This is a genomic window from Thermus composti (assembly GCF_014647535.1).
Lineage (GTDB): Bacteria > Deinococcota > Deinococci > Deinococcales > Thermaceae > Thermus > Thermus composti.
Window position 1 is genome coordinate 1 of the sequence record NZ_BMPJ01000061.1, and the last position, 761, is coordinate 761.

The 761-nt window shown below is 59.9% G+C and carries 1 protein-coding gene; it reads left to right on the forward strand.

Features of this window, described 5'->3' with window-relative positions:
* Positions 1-96: 96 nt before the first annotated feature.
* Positions 97-528 carry a CBS domain-containing protein gene (locus IEX93_RS11355; RefSeq protein ID WP_188848292.1) on the forward strand — a complete coding sequence of 144 codons (432 nt, stop codon included), beginning with the start codon at positions 97-99 and terminating at the stop codon, positions 526-528.
* The last annotated feature ends 233 nt before the right edge of the window (positions 529-761 follow it).

Here is a 761-nt window from a genome sequence, read left to right on the forward strand (position 1 = left end):
CTTACCCATCGCCTGGGTAGCTAGGGTGGCGGCGTGAATAGTGTCGGAGCGAATAACCGAAGGGGGGATAATAAACCCCTAAAGGAAAGGGGGGGTATGACGGTCCGGCAGGTCCTTTTGCGCAAGGGGGGAGCGGTTTACGCCGTTTCACCCCAGGCCACGGTCCTCGAGGCCCTAAAGCGCATGGCGGAGCATGATGTGGGGGCCCTTTTGGTTATGGAGGGGGATCGGCTTTCGGGTATCTTTTCCGAGCGGGATTACGCCCGAAAGCTGGTGCTTTTGGGGCGGTTCTCCAAGGACACCCGGGTGGAGGAGGTCATGACCCGGGAGGTGATTACCATAGCCCCCGAGACTTCCCTCGCCGAGGCCATGCGCCTCATGACCGAGAAGCGGGTGCGCCACCTTCCCGTGGTGGAAGGGGAACAGGTGGTGGGTGTGATCTCCATCGGGGACGTGGTCAAAGCCATCATCACCGAGCAGGAAATGGTCATAGAGGAACTTTCCCGCTACATTTCCGAAAACCGCTAAGGAGGTGCCGGGCAGAGGTCCCGAGCCCAAGCCGAGGAAAGGGGGTTCTTTTCCCTATGAGGTATGGGGGCGCACACCAAAACCCATGAGTTCTCATCCCTTTCGCCCTCCCTTTCTGCCCCTAGCCAGCTCTGCAAGCACCCCCCTTGACAAGCCCCCTTCACTCTGGTACTTTTTTCTTTGCGCTGCCTGGTGGGCGGCGGGGGATCTTGAAAGCTGGGGTGGATGGATGG